This is a genomic window from Helicobacter pylori (genome assembly GCF_003637685.1).
Classification (GTDB): domain Bacteria; phylum Campylobacterota; class Campylobacteria; order Campylobacterales; family Helicobacteraceae; genus Helicobacter; species Helicobacter pylori_CJ.
Window position 1 is genome coordinate 59,370 of sequence record NZ_MVWW01000008.1, and the last position, 25,361, is coordinate 84,730.

The 25,361-nt window shown below is 39.4% G+C and carries 25 protein-coding genes and 2 tRNA genes; 16 read left to right on the forward strand and 11 right to left on the reverse strand.

Annotated elements, in window-relative coordinates; translation table 11 throughout:
• The 6 genes from EAL44_RS06470 to EAL44_RS06495 all read right to left on the reverse strand — a co-directional run bounded on the left by EAL44_RS06470 (nucleotide 1) and on the right by EAL44_RS06495 (nucleotide 6,078).
• A complete protein-coding gene (locus EAL44_RS06470) occupies nucleotides 1-945 on the reverse strand; it encodes an energy transducer TonB (RefSeq protein ID WP_120868987.1) in 945 nt (314 codons plus the stop codon).
• On the reverse strand, nucleotides 929-1,810 hold the full coding sequence (locus EAL44_RS06475; RefSeq protein WP_121076028.1) for a hypothetical protein: 882 nt from the start codon (nucleotides 1,808-1,810) through the stop codon (nucleotides 929-931). Before EAL44_RS06475 ends, EAL44_RS06470 begins: the two co-directional genes overlap by 17 nt.
• On the reverse strand, nucleotides 1,807-2,178 hold the full coding sequence (gene fliN / locus EAL44_RS06480; RefSeq protein WP_001115284.1) for a flagellar motor switch protein FliN: 372 nt from the start codon (nucleotides 2,176-2,178) through the stop codon (nucleotides 1,807-1,809). The genes EAL44_RS06475 and fliN overlap by 4 nt, the downstream gene beginning before the upstream one ends.
• A gap of 81 nt (nucleotides 2,179-2,259) precedes the next feature.
• Nucleotides 2,260-2,910: an endonuclease III gene (gene nth, locus EAL44_RS06485; protein ID WP_162970392.1), complete on the reverse strand. Its 651-nt coding sequence runs from the start codon at nucleotides 2,908-2,910 to the stop codon at nucleotides 2,260-2,262.
• Nucleotides 2,911-2,912: 2 nt separating this feature from the next.
• Nucleotides 2,913-3,143, reverse strand: a complete 231-nt coding sequence (locus tag EAL44_RS06490; protein ID WP_121076033.1) for a FeoA family protein — start codon at nucleotides 3,141-3,143, stop codon at nucleotides 2,913-2,915.
• A 1-nt stretch (nucleotide 3,144) separates the two neighbouring features.
• The gene (locus tag EAL44_RS06495) at nucleotides 3,145-6,078 is read right to left on the reverse strand and encodes a DUF3971 domain-containing protein (protein WP_121076036.1); all 2,934 of its coding nucleotides are present in this window, start codon (nucleotides 6,076-6,078) and stop codon (nucleotides 3,145-3,147) included.
• On the opposite strand from EAL44_RS06495, the gene mltG reads away from it, so the two are divergent.
• The 6 genes from mltG (at nucleotide 5,996) to EAL44_RS06525 (ending at nucleotide 11,898) form a co-directional block, all read left to right on the forward strand.
• Nucleotides 5,996-6,991, forward strand: a complete 996-nt coding sequence (gene mltG / locus EAL44_RS06500; RefSeq protein WP_121076039.1) for an endolytic transglycosylase MltG — start codon at nucleotides 5,996-5,998, stop codon at nucleotides 6,989-6,991. The two genes, EAL44_RS06495 and mltG, sit on opposite strands and share 83 nt — an antisense overlap.
• A 176-nt stretch (nucleotides 6,992-7,167) precedes the next feature.
• Complete coding sequence (locus EAL44_RS06505; protein WP_001096896.1) at nucleotides 7,168-7,509, forward strand: 4Fe-4S dicluster domain-containing protein; 342 nt, start codon at nucleotides 7,168-7,170, stop codon at nucleotides 7,507-7,509.
• Entirely contained in the window at nucleotides 7,509-8,636 is a 1,128-nt protein-coding gene (locus tag EAL44_RS06510; RefSeq protein WP_121076042.1) for a 2-oxoglutarate synthase subunit alpha, read from the forward strand. Before EAL44_RS06505 ends, EAL44_RS06510 begins: the two co-directional genes overlap by 1 nt.
• Before the next feature lies 1 nt (nucleotide 8,637).
• Nucleotides 8,638-9,459, forward strand: a complete 822-nt coding sequence (locus tag EAL44_RS06515; RefSeq protein WP_000885307.1) for a 2-oxoglutarate ferredoxin oxidoreductase subunit beta — start codon at nucleotides 8,638-8,640, stop codon at nucleotides 9,457-9,459.
• Nucleotides 9,459-10,013 (forward strand): 2-oxoglutarate:acceptor oxidoreductase subunit OorC, encoded by a 555-nt coding sequence (locus EAL44_RS06520; protein WP_121076045.1) that lies wholly within the window; start codon nucleotides 9,459-9,461, stop codon nucleotides 10,011-10,013. The genes EAL44_RS06515 and EAL44_RS06520 overlap by 1 nt, the downstream gene beginning before the upstream one ends.
• Nucleotides 10,014-10,122: 109 nt before the next feature.
• Nucleotides 10,123-11,898, forward strand: coding sequence for an HAD-IA family hydrolase (locus EAL44_RS06525; RefSeq protein ID WP_121076048.1), 1,776 nt, complete (start codon nucleotides 10,123-10,125; stop codon nucleotides 11,896-11,898).
• Here the strand turns inward: EAL44_RS06525 and EAL44_RS06530 are convergent.
• The 4 genes from EAL44_RS06530 to fliK are packed head-to-tail and all read right to left on the reverse strand — an operon-like array spanning nucleotide 11,864 to nucleotide 16,943.
• A complete protein-coding gene (locus tag EAL44_RS06530; RefSeq protein ID WP_240448902.1) occupies nucleotides 11,864-12,508 on the reverse strand; it encodes a restriction endonuclease in 645 nt (214 codons plus the stop codon). The two genes, EAL44_RS06525 and EAL44_RS06530, sit on opposite strands and share 35 nt — an antisense overlap.
• Before the next feature lie 51 nt (nucleotides 12,509-12,559).
• On the reverse strand, nucleotides 12,560-14,377 hold the full coding sequence (locus EAL44_RS06535) for a flagellar hook protein FlgE (RefSeq protein WP_121076052.1): 1,818 nt from the start codon (nucleotides 14,375-14,377) through the stop codon (nucleotides 12,560-12,562).
• The gene (gene flgD, locus EAL44_RS06540) at nucleotides 14,374-15,357 is read right to left on the reverse strand and encodes a flagellar hook assembly protein FlgD (protein ID WP_121076055.1); all 984 of its coding nucleotides are present in this window, start codon (nucleotides 15,355-15,357) and stop codon (nucleotides 14,374-14,376) included. Before flgD ends, EAL44_RS06535 begins: the two co-directional genes overlap by 4 nt.
• A gap of 50 nt (nucleotides 15,358-15,407) precedes the next feature.
• Nucleotides 15,408-16,943, reverse strand: coding sequence for a flagellar hook-length control protein FliK (gene fliK, locus EAL44_RS06545; protein WP_121076058.1), 1,536 nt, complete (start codon nucleotides 16,941-16,943; stop codon nucleotides 15,408-15,410).
• Between the two features lie 180 nt (nucleotides 16,944-17,123).
• Between fliK and pta the strand changes: the two genes are divergently transcribed.
• The 7 genes from pta to hypD all read left to right on the forward strand — a co-directional run bounded on the left by pta (nucleotide 17,124) and on the right by hypD (nucleotide 22,551).
• A complete protein-coding gene (gene pta / locus EAL44_RS06550) occupies nucleotides 17,124-18,683 on the forward strand; it encodes a phosphate acetyltransferase (protein ID WP_121076061.1) in 1,560 nt (519 codons plus the stop codon).
• A gap of 11 nt (nucleotides 18,684-18,694) precedes the next feature.
• Nucleotides 18,695-19,906, forward strand: a complete 1,212-nt coding sequence (locus EAL44_RS06555; RefSeq protein ID WP_121076064.1) for an acetate kinase — start codon at nucleotides 18,695-18,697, stop codon at nucleotides 19,904-19,906.
• Nucleotides 19,906-20,205, forward strand: coding sequence for a cupin domain-containing protein (locus EAL44_RS06560; protein ID WP_121076067.1), 300 nt, complete (start codon nucleotides 19,906-19,908; stop codon nucleotides 20,203-20,205). Before EAL44_RS06555 ends, EAL44_RS06560 begins: the two co-directional genes overlap by 1 nt.
• A 10-nt stretch (nucleotides 20,206-20,215) precedes the next feature.
• Nucleotides 20,216-20,344: a hypothetical protein gene (locus tag EAL44_RS08070; RefSeq protein ID WP_000973851.1), complete on the forward strand. Its 129-nt coding sequence runs from the start codon at nucleotides 20,216-20,218 to the stop codon at nucleotides 20,342-20,344.
• A gap of 112 nt (nucleotides 20,345-20,456) precedes the next feature.
• A complete protein-coding gene (gene hypB, locus EAL44_RS06570) occupies nucleotides 20,457-21,185 on the forward strand; it encodes a hydrogenase nickel incorporation protein HypB (protein WP_020972526.1) in 729 nt (242 codons plus the stop codon).
• Nucleotides 21,185-21,421, forward strand: coding sequence for a HypC/HybG/HupF family hydrogenase formation chaperone (locus tag EAL44_RS06575; RefSeq protein WP_000335444.1), 237 nt, complete (start codon nucleotides 21,185-21,187; stop codon nucleotides 21,419-21,421). The genes hypB and EAL44_RS06575 overlap by 1 nt, the downstream gene beginning before the upstream one ends.
• A 17-nt stretch (nucleotides 21,422-21,438) precedes the next feature.
• Nucleotides 21,439-22,551 (forward strand): hydrogenase formation protein HypD, encoded by a 1,113-nt coding sequence (hypD, locus tag EAL44_RS06580; protein WP_121076070.1) that lies wholly within the window; start codon nucleotides 21,439-21,441, stop codon nucleotides 22,549-22,551.
• An 84-nt stretch (nucleotides 22,552-22,635) separates the two neighbouring features.
• On the opposite strand, the gene EAL44_RS07980 is transcribed toward hypD, so the two are convergent.
• A complete protein-coding gene (locus EAL44_RS07980) occupies nucleotides 22,636-23,166 on the reverse strand; it encodes a hypothetical protein (RefSeq protein ID WP_340137416.1) in 531 nt (176 codons plus the stop codon).
• Between the two features lie 78 nt (nucleotides 23,167-23,244).
• Between EAL44_RS07980 and EAL44_RS06590 the strand changes: the two genes are divergently transcribed.
• The 3 genes from EAL44_RS06590 to EAL44_RS06600 form a co-directional block, all read left to right on the forward strand.
• A tRNA-Gln gene (locus EAL44_RS06590) sits at nucleotides 23,245-23,319 on the forward strand.
• Between the two features lie 14 nt (nucleotides 23,320-23,333).
• Nucleotides 23,334-23,410, forward strand: a tRNA-Met gene (locus EAL44_RS06595).
• A gap of 423 nt (nucleotides 23,411-23,833) precedes the next feature.
• On the forward strand, nucleotides 23,834-25,361 hold a 1,528-nt coding region (locus tag EAL44_RS06600; RefSeq protein WP_121076073.1), incomplete at its 3' end, for a SabA family sialic acid-binding adhesin.

Genomic DNA, 25,361 nt, shown 5'->3' on the forward strand with positions numbered 1-25,361 from the left:
TTAATTGCCTCCTAAGTAATAACGCACTCTGATGCGAATGAGGGTTTTAGTTTTAGGGCGTGGGTAATCTTTATAAGCGATCTGAATGGTTTTTAAGGTGTTGTCATCAAGCATTTTGTATTCAGAGCCAATGATGATTTTAAGATCGGTAATATCGCCGTTAGGGTGCAAGTAAAACTCTACGGCATTCGTCCCGTCCTGCCCTAAATAAGCCGCTACTTGAGGGTATTCTAAGTATTTTTGCGTGATGCGCCCAATATCCCTTAAATTATTCCTGATGAAATCTTTTTCGGCTGTGCCTAAATCCCCAAATTCTTCGCCATACAATTCATCAATATCCCTTCTGGTTTGGTTATCCAAGCCTTTATTGTTTTCTTGTCTGGGTGGCGCAACTTCTTTAGGCAAGAAAGAAAGCTGGTTAGGGTCAAATTCTTTTTTGACAGGTTTTTTCTCTTCTATTTTTTTCTGCTCTACTTTTTGTTCTACTATTTTTTTCTCTTCTTTTTTCTCCTCCACTACTTTTTTCTCTTCCACTTTTTCCACTTTTTTAAGAGCCTTATGTTTGTGGTTGGGCTTTTTGGGTTCTGGTTTGGGCTTTGGCTTAGGCTCAGGCTTTGGCTTTTCTATAGGTTTTGGCGGGGTTGGCGGAGTGGGGGGTGTTGGGGGTTTTTGAGGGCCAGCCAGCGTGGGTTTAGGAGCGCCCGGGTTGTTTTTACTGGGATCTTGCGAATGGCCTCTTTTTAAAACCAATAAATTTTCAGGATTTAATTTAACGAGCTTGGGTTTTGAAGGAAAAAAATCTTCTCTGTGTTCAAATAAAAAATAAATCAACCAGTGTAACAATACAGACAGAATGAGAGAAAAGAAAAAATTCCTGTTAGAATGATCTACAGGGTCAAAATTTTTCCCTAACTTAGCAGGTTGTAGTTTAGAATTTTCCGGCATATAAATTTCCTAATTTTGAATTCTTTATATTATTTTCAGCTTCTTTAATCAGTTCTTCCTTAGATGTTTTTGGGCTTATTTTGTCTAAAAGCAGGCCGTATTTGTCGCTCAGTAAGACCAAGTAACGCTCCTTATTGGTTTCTATTGAGATGATTTTATGGTTCGCATCAACACGACCCAAAACACTAACTTCTAACTTAAAATCTTTTGTAGAAAAAGACCCTTGTGTGGGAACAATTTTTTTTTTGATTATATACAATATTAAGAGTAAGGTAGCAATAACCGCTAGCGCCTTGTAAGCATGGCTTAAATCCAGTGGGGGTTTTAACTCTAAAGTGTTTAAGGGGCTTTGGGGTTGCTCTTTCTCATCTTGGCTTGCGAGATTGGCATGCTGAGATTTTTCTTTCAAGCTAGGCGGTAGGGCTAAATGAAAACCTTTGGGTAAAAAAAGAAAGCGGAGTTGCTTTTTATCCTTGCTGTTTGAAGCTTGGATTTCTAATTCCACTTTAGCTTTTTTAGACAAGAGGTAGATGTCATTTTGGTAGGAAAACATTTCTAAGGCATTCAAAGAGGCTTCTTTAAAATCCATCATTTTTTTAGAATCTAGTTGAGCGTTTTTTAAAACGATCACTTTTTGGCCTTCAACTTCCATGATTTTAGGCGTTTTATTAAAAGGCGTTTCAAAAGTGAGCGTGGTTTGCACGGCTTTTATGGGTGGTGTTGCTGAAGCGTTTGAATTGGGTTGGACTTCTTTTAAAATATTTTGCCAATGAATGAGTTTAATGGGGGCGTCATCATTTAAAGGTATTTTTTCTTCAGCCAGTAACATCAAAGTAGCGCTCAGTAACAAGAACAACAATCTCATGAATTTTTAGCGAGATAATACACAATGGCGTTAGAATCAAGGATTTCATTCAAACGAATGGCTAAATTCCTTTCAAAAACCATCACCTCACCCTTACCAATAACCCGCCCGTTCACAAAAGTATCCACGCTTTCTCCGGCGGGTTTTTGCAAATCAATCACAGAGCCTTTTTCAAAACGCAAAATTTGCAATAAAGGGATTTGCGTAGAGCCAAGTTCCGCGCTAAAAACAATCTCCATGTCCAAAAGGTTTTTATAATCGCAAATGAGTTCTTCTAAATAAGTGGAAAGCTCTAGTTCTCTTTCTTTATTCGCTTTCTCTTTTTCTTTTTCGGCTATTTTTAACTTATTAGCTTCTGTTTCTGGCATAAAACTCTACTCTTTCAAGAATGATTTGACTTTGATTATAAAATCTCAATTTTACTATAAATTTTATAACAAATAAAGCCACTACGCCTTAAAGCGAGCTTTAGAAATGCAAAATTCTTTTAAAAAACACGCACCGCATAAGGGGTTTTTAGCCTTGCAGGTGTAGCGGCCAAACAAGATTAAGGCATGGTGGAGTTTGGATAGGTTGTCTTTAAACAGATCGCTGAGTTCTTCTTCGGTTTTAATGGGCGTTTTAGCATTGCTTAAACCTAATCGGTGTGTTGCGCGGAACACATGGGTATCTACGGCGAGATAATTTGCATCAAAGCACACTGAAAGCACCACATTAGCGGTTTTTTGCCCTACGCCATCTAGGCTCATCAATTCTTTTTGCGTAGAGGGGATAACGCCCTTAAAATCCCTAACCACTTTTTGCGCCATACTGATTAAATGCCTGCTTTTGTTGTTGGAATACGAAACGGATTTAATAATCTCTTTAACCTCTTCTAAAGAAGCGAGGGCTAAATCGTTCACGCTTGGGTATTTTTCAAATAACTTGGGCGTTATTTGATTCACTCTAGCGTCCGTACATTGAGCGCTTAAAATGGTAGCCACTAGCAATTCATAGGGGTTTTTATGGTGCAATTCGGTGGTTTGGTTGGGGTAATGTTTTAAGAGCAACTCTTTGATTTGTTGGGCTTTTTGGTAAGTTTTAGTGCGTTTTAAGCCCATTTTCACACGCTTTCTTTGATGACAAGGTATTGCGCTTCATGGGATCTTAAAGCCACTTGAATGCGGTTGATTTTAACCGAAAGCGTGGCTTTTTTCATGGAATAATGCAAAAGAATGCATCGCACCCCTTCATGGATACCAAAAGAGAGGAAGCGTTTTTTAAGGGTTTCATCGCAGTTGGTGATTTCTACGATTTCATAAACTTTGTCTTGAATGGCTTCATTGAGCGTCATTTTACTTCCTTTTTGAATCAATGTTTTTTTTGACTTCATCTACGATGATGTCAATGGGCGTGAAAATACGGCGTAAGATTTTGAAAGGCGCTTGGATAATATCTGACGCTAAAGTTACTTGAGTTTTAGGTTTATCCAGCGTGCCTTTGACATTCACATTAGTGGTGATTTTACCTCCTTTTCCTAAAACAAGATAGCCCACAATAGGGATTTTATTTAAGACATTACTCAAAGCCTTGATAGTGGAAACTTCTAAATTCAAATCTAATTTATTTTTATCTAATTCAATGATCCCATTGCCAGCAATATCAAGCGTTTTGCCGATAAGATCGATTTTTTCTAACCCTAAATATTCTTTAGTGATCCCAAAAACAACAGACCCTTTTTTGATTTGATAGCCATTAGCCCCTAAATGAGGGTTTCTAAAGACAATGAGAGAGGGAATGGTGTTGATGAGATTGATCATGTTTTGCATGAGGGCGAAATTCTTTAGGCTTGTGTTTTGGAATTTCAATTCGCCATTAAAAACCTGATCTTCAAGAGCTCCAATAAGCGTGAATAAGCCCCCTTCTACGAAATCTTTTTGAAGAATGGTGTTGATATAATCCCCGGTAAAATTATGAGCCTTAAGATACAAAGCCCCATGCACTAAATCCGCCATGATCATGGCGTTTTTATAATTGCCATCAATTTTCACTCTGTCATCTTGAGCGACAATATCAAGATTTTCTAAAGGAAAAGGCATTTTTTTATAGATTAACACGACATCTTTAGCATGGATGCGTGTAGAGATAGGGATAATTTTGTGGGCTTTTTCATAGCGTTGTTTGGCACTAATGAAAATATCTTCATCTTGGACTTCTTTAGAGCTAGGCTTTTCTTTTCGTTCTTTGGAGAATAATCCCGCAATCGCTGGCATCTTACTATCTAAAAAATCATCAATACTCAAATCAATGTTATTAAGAGTAATATCCTTTTGATCCCCCTTAACTTTTATAGATATGCTTTTGCTTGGAGTATAGACAGAAATTTCATCTTTATTGATAGAGCCAAATAGAGAGAGGGAATTAAATTGCGTGCCGTTGCTATGATAGATGGGTAAAGTGATTTTTAAATCCTTAGCAAAAAAATCAATATTAACAAAATCGCTCGTAGAAACTTCTAAAGAGCCATCTTCTAAGGCGAAATATTTCATAATAGGGGAATAGGGCTTGATTTTTTTCAAATCTTTGATTCTAAAAACATAGGCGTTATCTTTAAATTCACCCTCTAATAAAAGTTGTGGCACGCTCCATTGCATGTGGTTGGGGTTAGAAAAATCAAAATTCAAAGAAAGGTTTTTAAGGGTGTCTCCTGTAGCATAGAAAACATCTTTGGTGAATTTATCTTCACTTTGGGCTTTAATGGTGTCTATGATTTTTCGTCTAAAAACTTCTGAGTTTTCACCCTCTTGAATAATGGAATGCAAGCTTTTTAAATCTAAAGAAAATTTAGTGGGTTGTGGGTTATCTTGGGTATTATTCAAGCCATAAGAACGCATGTTGATATTGTTGTTAGTGTTGAATCGTATTTTATGGACTAAAGAATCCAAAGAGAGGGTTTTTTTATTCAAATCTAAAGCGATTTTAGCGTCTAAATCCAGCATGTTTTCATAGCGGGTGTGGGTAGTTTCTATGTAGATGTATTGGTATTCTTGGGTAATATCTAAGCTTATATTAGCGTTTTGCGTATAAAGGGGGATATTATAGAGCGAGAGAGTGCCTTCTTGCAAATTAACGCTGCCTTGAACGCTAAATAAGGGGGCGGTATTTTTCAAGAATTGTAAGGTGAGTTTCAAATCCGCACTAGATGGCATGCTGATTTTATCCAAAGGTAAAACGACTTTATAAGCGCTCAATAAATCCTTAATGCTATCGCCATAATAATTAGGGGTCGTTTTTAAAAAAATCTCCAACTTGGGGGCTTCTAACAAATTGGAAAAAGTGGCGTAAGAGCCGGTTAATTCCATGGTTTCATAAGTGATTTTTTGGGGCTGTATGAGGAGTTGTTTGTTTTTGAAAATCAATTCGGTTTTATCCATTTTAATGGGCGATAAGCCATCATTAAAAACGACTGAAGGCTTCATCAAAGTGGCTTTAACTACAGAATTTTCCAAAAGCGATGGGATAAACTCGCTAGGAGTGAAATTAGCTTTGATTAAAGCGTTATCAATCTTAAAGCTAGCAAATTGGATCTTGTCAAAAATCCATGTTTTTAAATTTTTTTGCGATTGGCGTTGGAAAAGAGGCTTTAAAAACGCCAAGCTTTTCATTGGAGAAGTGTTAATTTTTAATTCTATGGTTTTTAAATCGGTTAGCCCTTGCAAATAAATTGCAGCGCTGGGTTCAATTAAAGGCTTGACAATCAAATTGAACGCCATTTTCCTGGCTTTAGGTGAATAGTGGGCGTTGCCATCTACTTGGACTTTAATGTCTTTAAAAAGCAAATTGATGATTTTAAGCTTGATGTTTTTATCGTCTTCTAGGGAAAATTCCCCTTTGACTCTTGGAAATTCCAACTCGTATTTATTCCCATCAAAAAAGATATTGGCTTTATTTTTATCGTCTAAAATAATTTCTTTGACTTTAAGTTTTTCAAAATAAGACACCGCCCAAATGCCATAACGGATATTTTTAATCAAATCAGAAACTTCTAAATGCTTTTTAGTGGGTTTTTGATGGAAGAAAGAAGAGAGATCAATGCGTTCAACTTCTAAAGAAAGCTTGTTGTTAAGTTTTAAGTATAATTCAGAAATGCCAAGCTTCCCGATTTTTAAATTTTGTATGTGAATGCCGTTTGAAAGGGTTTTGTGAATGACAACTAAAAGAGTGAATACTGCCACAAACAAGATAATGACATTAAATACTTTCTTGGATACATGTTTTCTTTTATTCATTAGTATTCTTTTTTACTTAAGTATACCAATTTATCCTAACAAAGTGGTGGTTGTCCCGCAAGGTTCGCTCAAAAAAGTGTTTTTTTCTTTAAAAGAGCAAGGCGTGGATATTAACGCTTTGGATTTGCTTTTTTTACGCTTAATGGGCATGCCTAAAAAAGGCTATATTGACATGGGCGATGGAGCTTTAAGGAAGGGGGATTTTTTAGTCCGTTTGATTAAAGCGAAAGCGGCGTATAAAAGCGCGACTTTAATCCCTGGAGAAACCCGCTATTTTTTCACGCAAATTTTGAGCGAGACTTACCAACTAGAAACAAGCGAACTCAATCAGGCTTATGAAAGCATCGCTCCACGATTGAATGGTGCTGTGATAGAAGATGGGGTGATATTACCAGACACTTATCATTTGCCTTTAGGGGAGGACGCTTTTAAAATCATGCAAACTTTGATCAGTCAATCTCTCAAAAAACACGAAGCTTTAAGCAAACAATGGCTTGGATACTACCATAAAGAAGAGTGGTTTGAAAAAATCATTCTCGCTTCCATTGTGCAAAAAGAAGCCGCTAACACTGAAGAAATGCCCTTGATTGCGAGCGTGATTTTTAACCGCTTGAAAAAAGGCATGCCTTTACAAATGGATGGGGCTTTGAATTATCAGGAATTTTCACACGCTAAAGTGACCAAAGAGCGCATTAAAACCGATAACACCCCCTATAATACTTATAAATTTAAGGGCTTGCCTAAAAATCCTGTGGGGAGCGTGAGCCTAGAAGCGATTAGGGCGGTGGTATTCCCTAAAAAAACTAACTTTTTGTATTTTGTGAAAATGCCGGATAAAAAACATGCTTTCAGCGCAACTTATAAAGAGCATTTAAAAAACATTAATCTTTCTAATAATCATTTTTATGATTAGGGTTAATGGGGTGTTTTTTCTTTTAAATTGGTTAAAAAGTGTTTAGTATTTTCTCATTTTAATTTTAAGTTCTTACTATTAAAGCATTTTAGATTTTATTAAAAAAGGCTTGCTACAATTTTAGGCAAATTTTGATTGCTAGGGCTTAAAACAGCTTTTAGCACAAAGGAGAATGAATGGCTAAAATGAGCGCTCCAGATGGGGTTGCCGTTTGGGTGAATGAAGACAGGTGTAAGGGTTGTGATATTTGCGTATCGGTATGCCCTGCTGGGGTTCTTGGCATGGGGATTGAAAAAGAAAGGGTGCTTGGAAAAGTGGCCAAAGTAGCCTATCCAGAGAGTTGTATCGGTTGCGTGCAATGCGAGTTGCACTGCCCAGATTTTGCGATTTATGTGGCTGACAGGAAGGATTTCAAATTCGCTAAAGTTTCTAAAGAAGCCCAAGAAAGAAGCGAAAGGGTTAAGGCCAATAAATACATGCTCTTAGAAGAGACTATTTTAGAAGGGAGAGGCAAATAATGCGTGAGATTATTTCTGATGGGAATGAATTAGTCGCTAAAGCGGCGATTGAAGTGGGGTGTCGGTTTTTTGGGGGCTATCCTATCACGCCAAGCTCGGATATTATGCATGCGATGAGCGTGGCTTTACCCAAATGCGGCGGCCATTTTATCCAAATGGAAGATGAAATCAGCGGGATTAGCGTGTCTTTAGGAGCGAGCATGAGCGGGACGAAGTCTATGACAGCAAGCTCTGGTCCTGGTATTTCATTGAAAGTGGAGCAAATCGGTTATTCTTTCATGGCAGAAATCCCTTTAGTGATCGCTGATGTGATGCGTTCAGGCCCATCAACTGGAATGCCCACTCGTGTGGCTCAAGGCGATGTGAATTTTTTAAGACACCCCATACATGGGGATTTTAAAGCCGTTGCGCTCGCTCCTGCGAATTTAGAAGAAGCTTACACCGAAACCGTTCGCGCGTTTAACTTGGCTGAAATGCTCATGACTCCTGTATTCTTGCTCATGGATGAAACCGTGGGGCATATGTATGGCAAGGTGCAAATCCCGGACTTAGAAGAAGTGCAAAAGATGACTATTAATCGTAAGGAATTTTTGGGCGATAAAAAAGACTACAAACCTTATGGGGTCGCACAAGACGAGCCGGCTGTCTTAAACCCTTTCTTTAAAGGCTATCGTTACCATGTTTCAGGCTTGCACCATGGGCCTATTGGCTTTCCTACTGAAGACGCTAAAGTCGGTGGGGATTTGATTGACAGATTATTCCATAAGATTGAATCCAAGCAAGACATTATCAATGAAAATGAGGAAATGGATTTAGAGGGCGCTGAGATCGTTATCATCGCTTATGGTTCGGTTTCTCTAGCGGTTAAAGAAGTCTTGAAAGATTACAACAAAGAAAGCAAGCAAAAAGTCGGCTTTTTCAGGCCTAAAACCTTATGGCCAAGCCCGGCTAAACGCTTGAAAGAAATAGGGGATAAATACGAAAAAATCCTTGTGATTGAATTGAATAAGGGGCAGTATTTAGAAGAAATTGAAAGGGCTATGCAAAGAAAGGTGCATTTCTTTGGGCAAGCCAATGGGCGCACGATTTCGCCCAGACAAATCATCGCAAAGTTGAAGGAGCTTTAAAATGGCGTTTAATTATGATGAATATTTGCGTGTGGATAAAATACCCACTTTGTGGTGTTGGGGCTGTGGCGATGGCGTGATTTTAAAATCCATTATCCGCACGATTGACGCTTTAGGTTGGAAAATGGATGATGTGTGTTTGGTGAGTGGGATTGGTTGCAGCGGGCGCATGAGCTCGTATGTGAATTGCAACACCGTTCATACCACGCATGGCAGGGCTGTAGCGTATGCGACAGGGATTAAATTGGCTAACCCCAGTAAGCATGTGATCGTGGTTTCTGGCGATGGCGATGGCTTTGCTATTGGAGGCAATCACACCATGCATGCATGCAGAAGAAACATTGATTTGAATTTTATTTTAGTGAATAACTTCATTTATGGTTTGACCAATTCTCAAACTTCGCCCACCACGCCTAATGGCATGTGGACGGTTACGGCTCAATGGGGGAATATTGACAACCAATTTGACCCATGCGCTTTAACCACCGCTGCCGGGGCGAGTTTTGTGGCCAGAGAGAGCGTTTTAGACCCTCAAAAATTAGAAAAAGTGCTTAAAGAAGGCTTTACGCACAAGGGCTTTAGCTTCTTTGATGTCCATAGCAATTGCCACATTAATTTAGGGCGCAAGAATAAAATGGGCGAGGCGTCTCAAATGCTAAAATGGATGGAAAGCCGATTAGTGAGCAAACGCCAATTTGAAGCCATGAGCCCTGAAGAAAGGGTGGATAAATTCCCTACAGGCGTTTTAAAGCATGACACGGACAGGAAAGAATATTGCGAAGCGTATCAAGAAATCATTGAAAAAGCACAAGGAAAACAATAATGGAAGCGCAATTACGATTTACGGGCGTTGGAGGGCAAGGCGTGCTGTTAGCGGGAGAGATTTTAGCTGAGGCTAAGATTGTGAGTGGGGGCTATGGCACTAAGACTTCCACCTACACTTCGCAAGTGCGTGGAGGGCCCACTAAAGTGGATATTTTGCTAGATAAAGATGAAATCATTTTCCCTTATGCTAAAGAGGGCGAGATTGATTTCATGCTTTCAGTCGCTCAAATCAGCTACAACCAGTTTAAAAGCGATATTAAAAAAGGCGGTATCGTTGTCATTGATCCCAATCTAGTAACCCCCACTAGAGAAGATGAAGAAAAATATCAGCTTTATAAAATCCCCATTATCAGTATCGCTAAAGATGAAGTGGGTAACATTATCACGCAATCTGTGGTGGCGCTAGCCATTACCGTGGAGCTGACTAAATGCGTAGAAGAAAATATCGTGCTAGACACCATGCTTAAAAAAGTCCCTGCAAAAGTCGCTGAAACGAACAAAAAAGCCTTTGAAATTGGCAAAAAACATGCTTTAGAAGCTTTGAAAAAATAAGGGGGTAACTCCTTATCTTATTTTTCTTTAGCTATAGCTTTTTCCCCTTTTTTTGTATTTTTGAAAAAAAAAAATGATATAATGCTCAAATTTTACAAAGGATTCTTGTATGCGCAAATTTTTGGATGGGGCAAAAAGTGAGATTTTAAAATATGATGTGATTTCTTTTGATATTTTTGATACCCTTCTTCTAAGACCTTTCATTAAACCCACAGATTTATTTTGGTATATTGAGACTAAATATAATATTAAAGGTTTTCATCAAGCAAGAATCCTGGCAGAAATGCAATCTAGAGAAATCAGTAAAAAACAAGACATTACTCTAGATGAAATTTATCATCAAATTCCAAAAGAGTTTCATTCATATAAGGGAGTAGAAATTGCCACTGAAAAAGAGGTGCTTATTCCAAACTTAGAGATGTTAGAACTCTATCGTTTCGCTAAAGAGAACAATAAAAGAGTGATTATTGTATCAGATATGTATTTACCTTTAGAAGTCCTTGAAGATATTTTAATTTCTAAGGGTTTTGATGGTTATACAAATTTCTATCTTAGTAACCATATAATGCTCACTAAACATTCAAAGGATTTGTTTAAGCATGTTTTAAAACAAGAAAATATTATTAATACGCAGATGTTGCATATCGGTGATAATTCTTGGGCAGATGATGCTATACCTAAAAGTTTAGGCATAGCAACGCTATTTAGAAAAAGCGTGTTGAAACAATTAGAAGAAGTTTTTCCTAAATACAAAACATTTAATCCAACCAGTGTTGCACAAAGTTTTATTTTAGGGTCTTTATGCGTTTTTTATAAAAATTATATTCAAAAACATGAAAAATTTGATTATTGGTTTCTTTTGGGAGCGATGCAGGCAGGAATTGTAGCCGTTGCTTATTGCCAGTTTATCTATAAGGAAATTCATAAAAGAAATATTAATACTTTAGTGTTTGTTGCACGAGATGGTTATTTATTGCAAAAAATTTTTAATATTTTATATCCAAATTCATATAAAACTACTTATGTCTATGCTCCTAGAATTTTAAAAAAAGCGGTATTTTTAGAAGTCGTAGAGGGCGAGAGTTTGGAAATTTTGCGTATTTTAGAAGGCGAAGAAGAAATTAAAAAGAAACAAATCACCACTAACCAACAAGTCTATATATACATAGTAAGTAACTTTGAACATTGCCGCCATTTAGCGTTAAAATGTTTAGATAATTACAGAGAATACTTGTTTTCACAAAACTTAGAAGGCAATATTGCTACTGTGGATACGATCACTATGGGCTATTCTTCGCAAGGGTTAATCCAAAAAGCTTTAAACAAAGAAGTTTTTGGGTGCTATGTGGATCTCCTAAGAATTTTAAATTATGATTGCGCGAGTTTCTTACCTTTTTCACACCCTAAATCCGTTTATTTTCATAATTGGGATTTTATGGAGTTTTTGCTAACAAGCCCTGAATACCCTATTTTAAATGTAGAAAATGGCGTTCCAATTTATCAAAAAGATGTTTCATCTTGTGAAAAACACCGCTCTAAAGCTTATGAAAAAATAGTAGAAGGGGCTGTTGGATATGCTTCATATTTTAAAGAAAGTCAAATTTCTTTAGACATTCATGATGTGATAGAATGGGTAAATTTCTTCATTGACCATCCTAGTATTCAAGATCAAGAGCAATTTAAACAAATTTATTTTCTTCCAGACGCAACGCATAAAAACGCTCTGCCCTTGTTTTGCAACGATGTTTCTTTGTTGTCTTGTATTTTAAAACCTTCACAAAGTTATGGCGTATTAAAAAGAAGCCTTAGGACAAACAAGCAAGAGAGATTGTTTAAAATATTATCTCTAACTAAAAAAATCTATGGGAAGTTAAAAAAGAAATGATAAAATTGGCTCTGTTTTCAATCAAATTTTGATAAATATTAGCCCTTAGAGTTACACTTTTGGCTAGAGCGCTTAAGATGAAGTTTTTACTTTCTGTAAAGTTTCTTTGAATGATTTCTCTGTTGTTGTCCCACTTGCATTGGAAGGGCAAGTTATTTGACTGAAGAGTTTGAATGCCTTTTAAGGAATTGATAAAAATATCTTTAGGATCGTTTTTGTTGATAATCAAAAAATAATAGTCTCTATTGGTGTTTTTGCCTAAGTCTTTATGCAGTTTTTGAAAGTATTTTTCCCATGCGATTTCGTCATTGAACTCCGGCACTAAGCCGCACAATGCATAATAAATCCCTAATTTACCATTAAGATTGTCAGCGGTTTTGGTGGTAGTGATTTTAATGTTAACCGGATAAAAAATATCGTTTTTTTTAAAACTAAAATCCCACCACTCTCTGGCTTTTGGCAGTTGGATAGGAAAAAAATGCTTGATGGTGTTTAAAATTTCTTCTTCATTGACAGATGAATTTAAGCGCCCATCTTGTAAGGGTTGAGACAAATTATAAGGGTTTGTTTTTAAAAATTCTGCAATTTCATTAAGCTGTGTGGGTATCATTAAACATCCTTATTAAAAAGGATATTTTACCACACTCCTTATTTTAGCCCCTTATTTTTTCAAGCTAATGGCTTCTTTAATCATGTCATCGCCCGCACCAAAGGCTCTAGCGTTCATAGAATAGCCTCTTTGCATTAAAATAAGATTGGTTAGGGCGTTCCCGGCATTCACGTTGCTCGTTTCTAAATATTTATGCCTGATTTTCCCAAACTTGAGTTTACCCTCTTCGTCCCACCCTAAAATGGGGTTACCGCTTAGGGGTCTGTTTTCGCCATTAATGGTGCCTTCTTGCATTTCATAGAGGTTGCCGCCGATTTTCCTTAGGCCTTGATCGTTAGTGAAAGCTAAAATACCGATGCGAGCGACCGGCTCTACCACCCCGTTACTAAAGGCCAGAGAAATCACGCCGTTTTCTTCAATGCGCATGTCTCTAAAAATACCCCTAGGCTTGCCGTCTTGACTCGCTTCTAAAAGTTTAGAGTCTTGGTAAGACAAATCGCTAGAATCATGGTTTTCGCTCTTATCTAAAGAATAGGTGAGCTTATTACCCTTAAAATCCAAAGTCATGGGGGCGGATTTCATTTTGTGCGTGGCTGAATCAAAGCCGACAATTTCCCAAGTAGGGTCATTGATAGGGGTTTTGTTTTTGGGATCTACGATGTAGCTTTTCACTTCCCAAGTTTGGTTTTTCCTTTTACTCGTGGGGCTTGATGTGGGATCGTTGGAATTGGTCATGTAATATTCGCTTTGGAGCAAGTATTTATCCCCAGCTTTATCATAAATATCCACTTCTGTGCTGTAATAAGGGATTTTAATCGCTACTGAATCCCTGCTGATGCCCTTTTTCAATTCCATTCCGTTCGCGTTCAAGCCCAATTTATCCGCAATGCCCCCACTCAAGCTGAATGTGATGGGCGTTTCGCTAGGATTAGCGATCTCTAATAAAAGGGGGGGGCTTTTGGCGTCTTTTTCGCTTTTGATGAGGTTTAGGTCTAGCCCGGTTTTTTCTTTAAGGAGTTTTTGCAAATCGCCTAAGGTTTTGAATTGGTTTTCGCCTTTTTCAGCGTCCCCATAAGTGAAAACAAAATCTTCTTTTTTGCCATTTTCTTTTTGGATACTGATGTTTAATTTACGATTAGTGATCGCGTCTATGGGCTCGTTATCGTCATTCGCTAAAGCGTTAATATCCTGGTTTAAAAAACGCTCTTTAATGATCTCGCCCTTATCGTTTAAGAAAAAATCTTGCACGCCTTTTAAATGGTCTTTAGGGTTTAAATTCACGCTAATATTCACTTTCGTGCTAAGCACCGGCTGGTAAGTCAAATCCTGGGGGATTTGTAAGGGCGAAAGAGTGTTGCCATGCAATTTTTCAATGTCTTCATCTCTAGCGGTGGAATTGAGCGTGCCGTCTTTGATTTTTTTCAAATCAATGCCATAAACATAATAGCCCTCAGGGGTTACCAAATAGCCATCAGCGTCTCGTGCGAAATTGCCGGCACGCGTGAGAAAATTATCCTGTTTTTTGCTAAAGCCGTCTTTATTAATGGTCATTTCCCCATTTTTATTGGGCCCTATCACAAACCAGCCCTTGCCTTGATACGCCATGTGGAATTCCCCCTCACTTGGCATGTATTCCCCATCTTTATTAGAAAGGGTGTTACCTGATCCTGTAACGCCGTAATTTCGGTCGTTAGCCACAACGGATTTGGCGTTCAAAGCGTCTAAGTGCGAAGAAAACAGGGTCTTAAACTCCGGATCATTGGAGCGATAGCCTAAAGTATTGACATTGGCGATATTATTGGAAAGGCTGTCAATACCAAACTGGTGGGTCTTAATCCCGCTATAAGCGTTTAATAAGGTGTCGTTCATGCTGTCTCTTTAGGGGGGGTTTGGGGTTTCTGTTCAAGCGGTTTTTGCTCAGAGAGTTCTTGCGGTTTTTGATCTAGCGGTTTCTGTTCAGAGATTTTCTGTTCAAGCGGTTTTTGATCAGAGAGTTTTTGAGACTTCTGATCCGAGAGTTTTTGATCAAGCGGTTTTTGATCCGGTTTGTAAAACTCTATCGCGCTGTCTATGGGTAAAATCATTTCGCCCATTCTCAGCATGGGCTTGCCTTTATCAAAAATCACGCTCTCCACTTCGCCCCTACCAATGCGCGTTTGCAAATACTGCTTGCTTTGAGAGTCTAAATTGTATTCAGCCTTGATTTTGTAATTGCCTTTAGGGACTTTTTCGCCCTTTTCATTTGTGCCGTCCCATTCAAAATTGATATACCCCTTTTGCCCGTTATAATCTTTTAAAGGAATCGTTTTGACTAATTCATTGTTTTCATTTAAGATTTGAATCGCTGGCACTCCTTTAGAAGCGTCAATCTTTTCATCAAAAAAGAGCGAGAAAGAAAGCTTGTTGTTGCCATCAAAATTCGCCCCGCTCACATCGGTTTCAGCGATTTTGCCTATCATGCTCACAGAATTAAGCGCTGTTACTTCCCTTAAAGCGTTATTAGCCTTTAGGCTATCGTCCATGCCTTTATTCAGGTTTTCCATGGTGTCTTTTAAAGCGCCTTGAAAGTCTTTTAAAGATTCGTTAGTTTCTTTATTGGATTTCATGGCACTAGCGACTTCTTGCATGGTCTTTTTGTTTTCTTCTTGCATTTCCACTTGCGTGAGTTGCGCGGTTTGGGTGATGATTTTATCCGTTTCCATAGGAGCGGTGGGGTCTTGATTTTTCAATTGCTCTAAAAAGAGTTTCATGAAAGCGTTTTTATCCAACCCGTTAGCGATGGTGGGCTGCTCTTTTTTCCTTTCTTGCGCGGCTTTAGCACCTGTAACTTCTGCTAAATCAATGGCCATGATCTTTTCCTTATTAAAGATGTTTTATTATAGAGCAAACTTGCTTAAAATCACGCATAAAGAGTGATTTGCATGCTCGTTTCTTGGTTTTCATGGTCTGTATTCTCTTGGTAGCTTTTTAGGGCGTTTTCTTTTAGGGGGGTTGATTCCTGTTCTTTGAATAGCTCTCTTAATGGCTCTTTGGGTTGCTCTTTAGAAGAATCTTGCGAAAAGCTCAAATCCACCCCTTCAAAACCTAAAGCGTTCAGGCTGTTTTTAAGATCTTGTTGGTTGTCTAAAAAGGTTTGCAAGCTGTTATTATGAGAGATCACGCTCACTTTAAGGTTTTTACCCACTTTTTGAATAATCACTTCAACCTTGCCCAATTCCTTAGGGAATAAATCCATAGAGATCCTACTCATGGGGGGTTTGTATTCTTGGATTTCTTGCTTTAATTGTTGGGTGAAATGCTTGATCGTCTCTTTAGGGGTAACGCTTTTATTGTCGCTTGTCTTATCGCTAGCTTGGGTGTTTTGTGTGCTTTGAGTGCTGCTATTGGTTTCTTTAGCTTTTTCTTTATTATCGCTTGCTTCTTTAGTTGTTTCTTCTTTTTCTAGGGGCGTTGGAGCGTTATTATTAGGGGGAGGGTTAGCTCCTACTAAAGGCATTAAAGGGGGCGTTTTAAGAGGGATTTTAGGGGCATTCTCTGGTGCTATACTTGGGGCTGTAGTTTGGGTTTTAGTAGGGGTTTTTTCTGGCTTTTTTTTAGAAAGCGTTTTATCCCTTTTAATGGCGTTCATCTGTAAAGCTTCCTTTAAAGGGGGCGTTTTTTTTTCATTATTTTGGGGGTTTGCGTGTTCTTTATTGGGCGCTTCTTTTTTTTCTAAAGATTGCAAAACGCTAGAAAGGTTAGCGGTGTTTTTAGCGTCGTTCTTTGCAAGGGTATTATTAGTGGGCGTTTGCGTTGTTTTCAAAGCGAGATGATCGCTCGCATTTAAGGGGGTTTTATTTTCTGGGGTCGTGGCCGCTTGAATGTTGCTGGCGTTTAAGTCATGTTTTTGGCTGAGCGTTTGGATGTCTTTAAGGGTTTTTGACTCTTTTTTAGTGTCAGTAGGGGCTGTGGGGTTTTTGATAGCGTTATTAGCGCGATTAGTGGGGGTTATAGGGTTTTTACTAGGCAAGTTTGTTTGATGAGCGTTAGAAGTAACTTCGTTAGGCTTTTTTTCATTCTTGTTTAAAGTTTCGTTAGGGGTTTTGGGGTTAGTTTCATTAGCCTCATGGGTTTCATGTTGAGCCTCATGTGGGGCTGTTGTTTTTTTGTGGTTGAGCCAATCTTTTAGGGTAGGGGCTTGTTGGTCTTTAGCAAGGTTTTGAGCGTGTTGGTAGGGTAGGGTTTTTTCAAGCGTTTTAGCGTCTTTAGGCGTAACTTTTGAAGCATTAGGATCTTCTTTAGAGGCGGTTTTGTCTTTAGAGATCTTTTGGTTTAAGATCTTACTGAAATCCTTTGATGCGCTTTTAGGGGCGTTTTTGGTGTCTTTAACTTCGTTTTTCGCCCCGCTGTTTAAAGCGTTTGTGTTGGTGTGAATGGGATTAATAGGAGATGGCATGACTATCCTTTAAAACAACTCTTTTATTTTACATGGTGAAAGTCAAGCAAAAAGAGTTCCTTAAGATAAATGATCAAATCTAAAAAATATTAAAAGCCTTTTTACAAAATCATGGTTTCGTTTAGGTTTAATTAAATTTTGCTACAATTAAATAAAAACGATAATTTTAGGGAGATTGGCATGCAAAGTTTATGGATTTACCCAGAGGATACAGAAGTTTTAGGGGTTGCTTGCAAGAGCCTTTTAAAGGCGCTAAAGCCCCACTATCAAAAAATCGCCTTGTTTTCGCCCATTAATGGGGAGTGCGAGGGCTTGTGGGAGTGCGAGGGCTTGAACTCTTTAGAGTTTCATAGTGCCATAGACAAACAAAAGGCTTTAGAGCTTGTAAGCACCGCTCAAGAAGAGTTACTATTTGAAACGATTCTCAAACGCTATGACGAATTGCAATCTAGTCATGATTTTGTGATTGGTTTGGGGTATGCGCCGAAGTTTTTCTTAAACGCTCTTTTAGATTTAAACACCACTCTAGCCAAGCATCTAAACGCTCCCATTGTGGCTGTCGCGCAAACGAGTTTGGAATATTTGAAAGCCATGCATTCTCATATTCTCAAAAAAGAAGCCCCTTTCGCTGTAGGGTTATTTGCGGGCGAAATGCCTGAAAAACCACATTTTTTAAGCGCGTCTCTTTGCAAGCAACAATGCGCATTAGAAGCGAGCGTGATAGAAAGCGTGTTGCAAACAAAAAGCGAGATTATTACCCCTTTAGCCTTTCAAAGGAGCTTGGAAAAAAAGGCTAAAAAACAGATTAAAAAAGTGGTTTTACCAGAGAGCGAAGATGAAAGGATTTTAAAAGCCGCGCATCGTTTGAACTTAATGGGCGCGGTGGGGTTGATTTTATTGGGCGATAAAGAGGTTATTAATTCCCAAGCGAAAAATTTGAACTTGAATTTAGAAAATGTAGAAATCATCGATCCCAACACTTCTCATTATAGAGAAGAATTCGCTAAAAGCTTGTATGAATTGCGAAAATCAAAGGGTTTGAGTGAGCAAGAAGCCGAGCAATTAGCGCTGGATAAGACTTATTTTGCGACCATGCTCGTGCATTTAGGATACGCGCATGCCATGGTTTCTGGGGTCAATCACACCACCGCTGAGACCATTAGACCCGCTTTACAAATTATTAAGACTAAGCCTGGCGTGAGCCTGGTTTCAAGCGTGTTTTTCATGTGTTTGGACACTCAAGTGCTAGTCTTTGGGGATTGCGCGATTATCCCTAACCCTAGCCCTAAAGAATTAGCTGAGATCGCTACCACTTCCGCACAAACCGCCAAGCAATTCAATATCGTGCCTAAAGTGGCGATGCTTTCTTATGCGACAGGAAATTCCGCTCAAGGCGAAATGATAGACAAAATCAACGAAGCCCTAACAATCGCACAAAAATTAGATCCCCAATTAGAAATTGATGGCCCTTTACAATTTGACGCTTCCATAGATAAAAGCGTAGCCAAGAAAAAAATGCCTAACAGCCAAGTGGCCGGGCAAGCTAGCGTTTTTATTTTCCCGGATTTAAACGCCGGAAACATCGCTTATAAAGCGGTGCAACGGAGTGCTAAAGCCGTGGCGATAGGGCCTATCTTACAAGGCTTGAACAAGCCCGTTAACGATTTGAGTAGGGGTGCTTTAGTGGAAGATATTATCAACACCGTTTTGATTAGCGCCATTCAAGCGCAAGATTATTGATAGGAGAAATGATGGAAATTTTAGTTTTGAATCTGGGCAGTTCGTCTATTAAGTTTAAATTGTTTGACATGAAAGAAAACAAGCCCTTAGCGAGCGGTTTAGCCGAAAAAATTGGCGAAGAAATAGGGCAGTTGAAAATCAAATCGCATTTGCACCATAACGATCAAGAATTAAAAGAAAAGCTTGTGATTAAAGATCATGCGAGCGGGCTTTTAATGATTCGTGAGAATTTAACGAAAATGGGCATCATCAAAGATTTTAACCAAATTGACGCTATAGGGCATCGTGTGGTTCAAGGGGGGGATAAATTCCATGCCCCGGTGTTAGTCAATGAAAAAGTCATGCAAGAAATCGGCAATCTTTCTATTTTAGCCCCCTTACACAACCCGGCGAATTTGGCCGGTATTGAATTTGTCCAAAAAGCGCACCCCCATATCCCTCAAATCGCTGTTTTTGACACCGCATTCCATGCCAGCATGCCCAGTTACGCTTACATGTATGCGTTACCTTATGAATTGTATGAAAAGTATCAGATCCGGCGCTATGGTTTCCATGGGACTTCGCACCATTATGTGGCTAAAGAAGCGGCGAAGTTTTTGAATATCCCTTATGAGGAATTTAACGCAATCAGTTTGCATTTAGGGAACGGCTCAAGCGCAGCCGCCATTCAAAATGGCAAGAGCGTGGACACTTCTATGGGGCTAACCCCACTAGAAGGCTTGATTATGGGCACAAGGTGTGGGGATATTGACCCCACTGTGGTGGAATACATCGCGCAATGCGCGGATAAAAGCTTAGAAGAAGTGATGAAAATTTTAAATCATGAAAGCGGTTTGAAAGGCATTTGTGGGGATAATGACGCCAGAAACATAGAAGCCAGAAAGGAAAAAGGCGATAAACAAGCCAAGCTCGCTTTTGAAATGTGCGCTTATCGCATTAAAAAGTATATCGGGGCTTACATGGTAGTCTTAAAAAAAGTAGATGCGATCATCTTTACAGGGGGATTAGGGGAAAACTACTCGGCTTTAAGAGAGAGCGTGTGCGAAGGCTTAGAAAATTTAGGGATCGCTTTACACAAGCCCACGAACGACAATCCGGGCAGTGGGTTGGTGAATTTAAGCCAACCTAATACTAAAGTCCAGGTTTTAAGAATCCCCACTGATGAAGAGCTAGAAATCGCTTTACAAGCCAAAGAAATGGTAGAAAAAATAAAGGTTGTTTAATGAGAGTAATTAATTTTTTAGAGGGCGTTCATTTTGAAAAACTCCACATTGAAGCACTGAATGAAAATTCTTCCAATAAAGAAATCCGCATTTGCATGCCTAAAGGAGCGATCATGGACAAACACAAGGCCCCGGGAGCTATCAGCGTGCAGGTTTTAGAGGGCAAAATCGTTTTTGAAGTGGGAGATGAAAAAATAGAAATGCCAAAAGGGGCGTTAATCAGTCTAGAAGCCCAAGTTTCGCATCGTTTGGACGCTTTAGAAAATAGCGTTATAAGATTGTCTTTGAGTAAAAAATAAGGAAAATCAAATGATGAAAGCCGTTTTTATCAATGTTTGGTATTTGCTTTTAACCATCATTTTATTAATCATCATATGGAGGATCATTAAATTAGTGTTAAAAGATAAAAACGACAGCGGCGATAAGAGGTTAGGGTAAAAGTGCGTTTTCGATCTAAAAAAATGAGCCAAAAAGATAAAAGAAGTCGTTTAATGATAGTCGTTTAATTAAGCACGCTACAATACGAAAATTTTAAAAGAAAGGAACAAGCATGAGCGAACAACGAAAAGAATCTTTACAAAATAACCCTAATTTGAGTAAAAAAGATGTCAAAATCGTGGAAAAGATTTTGAGCAAGAACGACATTAAAGCCGCTGAAATGAAAGAGCGCTACCTCAAAGAAGGGCTGTATGTGTTGAATTTCATGAGCTCTCCTGGTAGCGGTAAAACCACGATGCTAGAAAACCTAGCGGATTTTAAAGACTTCAAGTTTTGCGTGGTAGAGGGCGATTTGCAAACCAACAGAGATGCGGACAGATTGCGTAAAAAAGGCGTGAGCGCGCATCAGATCACCACCGGCGAAGCGTGCCATTTGGAAGCGAGCATGATTGAAGGGGCGTTTGATTTACTCAAAAACGAGGGAGCGTTAGAAAAAAGCGATTTTTTAATCATTGAAAATGTGGGGAATCTGGTTTGCCCCTCAAGCTATAATCTAGGAGCGGCGATGAATATCGTTTTACTCTCCGTTCCAGAGGGCGATGATAAGGTGCTAAAATACCCTACGATGTTTATGTGTGCGGATGCGGTCATTATCAGTAAAGCGGATATGATTGAAGTGTTTAATTTCAGGGTTTCTCAAGTCAAAGAAGACATGCAAAAATTAAAGCCTGAAGCGCCCATTTTTTTAATGAGCTCCAAAGACCCTAAAAGCTTGGAAGATTTTAAAAACTTCCTTTTAGAAAAAAAGCGTGAAAATTACCAATCCACGCATTCGTTTTAATGTGTTTAGCGATCCCCTCTAAAGTCATAGCCATTAACGATAATGTGGCTATTTTGGAGACTTTGGGCGTTCAAAGAGAAGCGAGCTTGGATTTAATGGGCGAGTCCGTTAAAGTGGGCGATTATGTATTACTACACATCGGCTATGTGATGAGTAAGATTGATGAAAAAGAAGCCCTAGAGTCCATTGAGCTTTACCAAGAAATGATCGCCAAAATGAACGAAACGCATGAATAAATGCATGAATAAAAACAATGAGCGTTGATCACCTCATTTCGCCCTTTAGAGACAAGCAAACCCTTTTAGCGCTCTCTAGCGAAATCAAAAAACTCGCTTCTAAACTTGTAAAAAAATTAGTCGTCATGGAAGTGTGCGGAGGGCATACGCATTCTATCATGAAATACGGGCTTTTAGATTTGATGCCTAAAAATTTAGAGTTTGCGCATGGGCCAGGGTGTCCGGTGTGCGTGATGCCAAGAGCGCGCCTTGATGAAGCTTACGAACTCGCTAGCATGAAAGACAGCATTGTTTTGAGTTTGGGGGATATGATGAGAGTCCCCGGGAGCTATGGGAGTTTGATACAAGCCAGAGAAAAGGGGCTGGATGCGCGCTTTTTGTATTCGCCCATGCAAGCTTTAGAGATCGCTAAAGAAAACCCGCATAAAAAAGTCATCTACATTGCGATCGGTTTTGAAACCACCACGCCCATGACGGCTAGCGTTTTAAAGAACGCCCAAAAAGAAAAATTAAAAAATCTTTTTTTCCACATCAACCACATTCTAGTGCCTCCAAGCGTGAGCGCGATTTTAAAAGATCCAGCATGCCAGATTAACGCCCTTTTAGCCCCTAGCCATGTGAGCGTGATCAGCGGCGCTCAAATCTACGCTCCTTTAGTGGATCGCTTTAAACTCCCCATTATTGTGAGCGGTTTTGAGCCGGTGGATATATTAGAAAGCGTGCTGATGCTCACTAAACAAGCCTTAAAACAAGAAGCCAAGCTAGAAATCCAATACAAAAGAGCGGTGAGCTATGGGGGGAATACAAAAGCGCAAGAGCTAGTGCGTGAATGCATGGAAGTTAGGGAAAATTTTGAATGGAGAGGTTTGGGGAATATCAAACGTTCCGCTCTCAAGCTCAAAGAAGCGTTCGCCTCCTATGACGCTGAAAAAGTCTTTAAAGCATGCTTAAGCCACAAAACCTCCAAAGAAAACAAAGCATGCAAGTGCGGGGAAATTTTAAAAGGCATCGCTAAGCCCCTAGACTGCTCACTATTCGCCACAACTTGCACCCCGCAAAACCCGATCGGCAGTTGCATGGTCAGCTCTGAGGGGGCGTGTGCGGCGTATTATCGTTACAAGCGCGTTTGAGTTTTAGAAATTGCTCTAAGCCCCTAGACTGCTCACTATTCGCTACAACTTGCACCCCACAAAATCCGATCGGCAGTTGCATGGTCAGCTCTGAGGGGGCGTGTGCGGCGTATTATCGTTACAAGCGCGTTTGAGCTTTAAAAATTGCTTTTTAGTGAAATCGCTCAAACCTTCGCAATTGACATTGATGCTAACCGGTTTTTTAGGAGGCTTTTCTTTTTTGACAACCGGTTTTTGATACGCCCTTTTTTTCACGCTCGCTTGGATTGCCTTAAAATCAAAGGGGTAATTTAGGGCTTTTAGGATCTTTTGCGTTTCTAAAAAATGGGCTTGTAAATTCTTGGTGTAATAATCTTCCTCTATTTTAAAAGCTTTCAAGAAACTCGGGTGCGTGAAATAGATTTTTAGGATTTGGTGTTCTATTTTAGCGTATCTAAACCCTTTCTTTAAATCCCCTAAAATTCCAGCCACATAATGATTAATCACCTCTCTTCGCTTGAGCTGGAGCTTTAGATTTTTAAACGCAGACATTTGGCCGATTTTTTTAAACAGCAAAAAGGTTTCTTTCTTTTTCAAATAGCGTTTATAAATGAGAGGGTCAAAATTGTTTTCCATGATGAAATGATAGCATTTTAGCTTGACTTTTTTAAAAAGCTTTTGTATAATGCTTCTTTTATTTTAATCGTTTTGTGTTGGGGTGTCGCCAAGCGGTAAGGCACCAGGTTTTGGTCCTGGCATTCCGAGGTTCGAATCCTTGCACCCCAGCCATTTTTTTAGCGTGTCGCGGAGTAGAGCAGTCCGGTAGCTCGTTGGGCTCATAACCCAAAGGTCAGTGGTTCAAATCCATTCTCCGCAACCAATCTTAATACCCCCCTATCCCCTTAAGAAAATGGGTTTCCCTTAAAAAAATGATTTTCATTAAAGAAATTGATTTTCATTAAAGAAATTGATTTTCATTAAAGAAATTGATTTTCATTAAAGAAATTGAGTTCCCCTTAAAAAAATGAATTTCAAATTAAGAAAATGAGTTTCCCTTAAGACACCAACTTAAGAAAAAGCCTAACGAAAAAACCTAACCATAGATTTCACACCACCAAACGAAACAAAAAGCATCAAAAGTAAAAAAATCACAAAATTTTTCCAAAATGACAAAAAAAAAAAAAACGCTTTATGCTATAATACTCCAAATACATTCCAATGCAAATGCGTTCTAATGCAAATGCGTTTCAATGTATGAAATCCCTAATACTAAATCCAATTCAATCTAAAAAGGAGAAAAAACATGAAAAAACACATCCTTTCATTAACTTTAGGCTCGCTTTTAGTTTCCACTTTGAGCGCTGAAGACGACGGCTTTTACATGAGCGCGGGCTATCAGATCGGTGAAGCCGCTCAAATGGTGAAAAACACCAAAGGCATTCAAGAGCTTTCAGATCGTTATGAAAGTTTGAACAACCTCTTGACCCGATACAGCACCCTAAACACCTTGATCAAATTATCCGCTGATCCGAGCGCGATCAATGGAGTCCGTAACGATTTGAAAGCGAGCGCGAAGAATTTGATCGGCGATACCAAAAATTCCCCAGCGTATCAAGCGGTGCTTTTAGCGATCAACGCGGCGGTGGGGTTTTGGAATGTCTTAGGCTATGCTACGCAATGCGGCGGTAACGCTAATGGCATGAAAAGCACCTCTTCAACGACCATCTTTAACAACGAGCCAGGGTATCGATCCACTTCCATCACTTGTTCTTTGAACAGGTATCAGCCTGGAGTCCAAGGGCCTATGAGTATTGAGAATTTTAAAAAGCTTAACGAAGCCTACCAGATTCTCCAAACAGCGTTAAAAAAAGGCTTGCCAGCGCTCAATAACAACAATGGGACGGTGAAAGTAGAATATACTTACACATGCTCAGGGGAAGGGAATAATAACTGCGATGTGCTAAAAGACAACCGAAACGGCGGAACCAAAACCGAAACCCAAACCATAGACGGCAAAAGCGTAACCACCACGATCAGTTCAAAAGTTGTTGATAGCACAGCAAGTGGTAATACAACAGGTGTGTCCTACACCGAAATCACTAACAAATTAGACGGTGTGCCTGATAGCGCTCAAGCGCTCTTAGCGCAAGCGAGCACGCTCATTAACACCATCAACACGGCATGCCCATGGTTTCATGTAACTAATGAAAGTGGTGGCCCACAGATGAACCCGACTTCAGGGGGTTTGTGCACTTTTAAAGAAGAAATCAGTGCGATCCAAAAGATGATCACGGACGCGCAAGAGCTGGTCAACCAAACGAGCGTCATTAACAGCAATGAGCAATCAGCACCAGTGGGTGGTAATAAGCCTTTCAACCCTTTCACGGACGCAAGTTTTGCTCAAGGCATGCTCGCTAACGCGCAAGCGCAAGCCAAGATGCTCAATTTAGCCGAACAAGTGGGGCAAGCCATCAACCCTGAGAGGCTTACCGGGACTTTTAAAAATTTTGTTACAGGCTTTTTAGCCACATGCAACAACCCTTCAACGGCTGGTACTAGCGGCACACAAGGTTCATCTCCTGGCACAGTGACCACTCAAACTTTCGCTTCCGGTTGTGCGTATGTGCAAGAGACAATAACGAACTTAAACAACAGCATCGCACATTTTGGCACTCAAGAGCAGCAAATAGATCAAGCGGTCAATATCGCTGACACTTTGGTGAATTTCAAATCCCGATACAACGAGTTAGGCAACACTTACAACAGCATCACCACCGCGCTCTCTAATATCCCTAACGCGCAATCTTTGCAAAATGCGGTGAGCAAAAAGA